The organism is Candidatus Obscuribacterales bacterium, from assembly GCA_036703605.1.
Lineage (GTDB): Bacteria > Cyanobacteriota > Cyanobacteriia > RECH01 > RECH01 > RECH01.
The window spans coordinates 1-2,819 of the sequence record DATNRH010000911.1 but is presented as its reverse complement, the minus strand read 5'-3'; the positions used below and the strand labels follow the sequence as shown (position 1 = coordinate 2,819).

At 51.2% G+C, this 2,819-nt stretch carries 3 protein-coding genes; all 3 read left to right on the top strand.

What is annotated here, in order from left to right:
* The first annotated feature begins 352 nt into the window (after window positions 1–352).
* Window positions 353–1,138: a transglutaminase family protein gene (locus V6D20_18720; GenBank protein ID HEY9817813.1), complete on the top strand. Its 786-nt coding sequence runs from the start codon at window positions 353–355 to the stop codon at window positions 1,136–1,138.
* Window positions 1,139–1,787: 649 nt separating this feature from the next.
* Window positions 1,788–2,279: a hypothetical protein gene (locus V6D20_18715; protein HEY9817812.1), complete on the top strand. Its 492-nt coding sequence runs from the start codon at window positions 1,788–1,790 to the stop codon at window positions 2,277–2,279.
* Window positions 2,280–2,315: 36 nt separating this feature from the next.
* Entirely contained in the window at window positions 2,316–2,699 is a 384-nt protein-coding gene (locus tag V6D20_18710; GenBank protein HEY9817811.1) for a hypothetical protein, read from the top strand.
* Window positions 2,700–2,819 lie beyond the last annotated feature (120 nt).

The following is a 2,819-nucleotide window of genomic DNA, read 5'->3' as shown; positions in this document are numbered from 1 at the left end:
TCTAGCTCCCTTCTCCCTAGGGAGAAGGGTTGGGGATGAGGGCAAATCATCTATCGATTTAGCAATGCCGTCCCAGCTATGACTATTCATCCGGACTTGATACTAGGCTCATCACAGAAGCATTTAACACCAGAAGATTAGTCAATGCAAAAAGTCAAGTGACTATGGTGAAGCCATGATTTAGGGTTCATGTGACACATCAACTCTCAGCCAGCCTAGATTCAAGTAGACTCAGCACCCAATGAACGATTGATGGGCGATTGATCGCGATACGTCACCCAAAAAACCTCCTTTGGGCTGAGACCATCCGCCTGTCGGCTCTGTTATTCTAGGAACACTACTGAGAGATCTAATGCAACTCAATGCCGGGTGCGAACTTTTGTTTGAGACAGCGGAGCCTGCGCCGCTCATTTTGATGCTGCAGCCTCGAGAGGGATCGGCCCAGCGCATTCTTCAGAGCAGCCTACAGTTTGAGCCCCAGGTACCCACCGTAGACTACACGGATAGCTACGGCAACCTCTGCCAGCGGCTGGTGGTTCCCGTCGGGCAACTGCGGATACGCAGTACCGTCACGGCTGACGTCGCCGATCGCATCACTGTGCAGTTTGGGGCCGAGTTTGTGTCTGTGCAAGACCTGCCCCACGATACCCTGCAGTTTCTCTTACCCAGCCGCTACTGTCAGTCAGACCTGATGGCCGATTTAGCCAACAACATTGTGGCCGACATCGAGCCCGCCTACGACCAAGTTGAGGCCATCCGCCACTGGATTCACACCCATATCGACTACCAATACGACACCAGCGATGCCTCTACCTCGGCCCTAGAAACCGAAAAAAACCGAGTTGGCGTCTGCCGCGATTTTGTCCACCTAGGCATTGCCCTCTGCCGCAGCCTCACCATCCCAGCCCGCATGGTCGTGGGTTATCTGTATGACCTCAAGCCCATGGATCTGCACGCCTGGTTTGAGGCCTACGTAGGCGATCGCTGGTATACCTTTGATGCAACTCAGGCAGAACCTCGGGGCGATCGCATCATCATCGCCTACGGTCGAGACGCCGCCGACGTCGCCCTGGCCACTCAATATGGACCGCTACAGCTCACCGAAATGGAAGTCTGGGTACAGGCCGCTCCTCAATAACTTATTTGCGATCGCATCTGGTGTACTTACAGTCTGGGAGTCAACCTTGGCTCCCAGGTGGTTTGCACATCCACCAGGTAAGACACCTCCACCTGCTCCTCAGTCCCATCTACCCCAGTTAGCATAACGTTAACCTTATCACTTTACGAAAGGCTCTTCAAATAGGGAGTTTGGGTCTGGGTGGAATTGGTCAGTAGCAAAAAGCCATGGTCGACAGTGAGCACGAAGCGCTGTTCTACAAAGCTTTCAGTTAAATTGATATTAGACTGATTTACACGCTGACTTATATTGTAAATAACTAAAATTTAGAAAAGTCTACCTATTGCATCATTCATCGGTGCTCAATTCCGGAACGGCTGCGACAAAAGTGGATCTACTGGCATGGCGATCGCCCGTGATTTTAGAACCTTATGGAAAGGCGACGAATGTTGAAGGGCGAATGTTTCTGTCCTAACGCCTATGGACATAGCTATAGATGCTGAGGATCATGATTAAATGGATATCGATGGCACGAAGGTCGATGGCACAAAAACCGATGGCACTAATGCTGACTGCCGCACTATTGATCGCTGTAGGTGAAGTCGGCATGGCTGATGCTGCCCATGTCTAGGTCTTTCGCTTTCCAACAGAAGATGAAATTCGGGAACTGATGGAAGAAGCTCGGCAGGAAGTCCTGCGACTGCGTGAGATGGGTGTGTATTTTGACCTCCGGACTCCTGTCAAACGAGAAGCGGCGATGGCGTTTTCGGCGGCATGGGCAGCAGTTGACCCGGCGAACGCTCCCTTTTTGGGTGACTGGTCTGCCTGGGATGAAGGAAAAGCTATTTACCCGTCGCCCAATCCAGGTGTGGTCTGCATCGTTGACATTTATCCTGAGGAATACTCTTTTTCTATGGGATTTGTAGTCAACCACAGGATTTACACCACCACCTATGCGACCTTGGTGCTCGACAATGAATTTTTGGTCAACCTATTTGTGTCTGATCAGCAGCCCAGTCAATATTCTTATCTCTTGCCGCGACCGCTTGAGCATCCAGCAGCGATAAGCTACATTGCCCAGCTTGCGCCTGAGGTTATCGATCAGTTTGATCAGGCTGGATGCATCACCGATGAGCCGCTTTCTCCAACAGCTCGACAATAGTCCATATCCATTCGGAGTATCAATCTAAAAAACACCATGCTTAACCTCAAGGCGATCGCCCTATTAACTGTGCTGATTTCGTTGGGTTTGCCCGTTGCAGCCAAAGCGCAATCCCTTCGTTTTCCTACCGAGGCGGAGGAACAAGCCTTACTTGAAGAGATGCGGCAAACGATACCTCAACTGAGGGAGAGTGGCATATACAGCGATCGCCGCACCGCTCTTGAGCGAGATGAAGCTGAGGCATTTTCGCAAGCCTGGGCAGAGGTTGATCCGGCGATCGCCTCGTTTTTGGGTGAATGGTATGCCATTGAAGAATCATTGGCGATTTATCCTTCTCCCCATCAAGACGTTGTGTGTATCGTGGACACCTATCTAGATATCAGCGACTTTTATCTGGGGGTAATTACTCAACTAGGTTGACAGGGTTTGCAAAGAGGGACGAGGATGATAGGCTTTTGCCATGAAAGACCTGCCACCCTTAGAGACCCTGAGTTCAGCCGAGAAGGATGCTCTGATACGAGAGCTGTGGCAGCGGCTGCA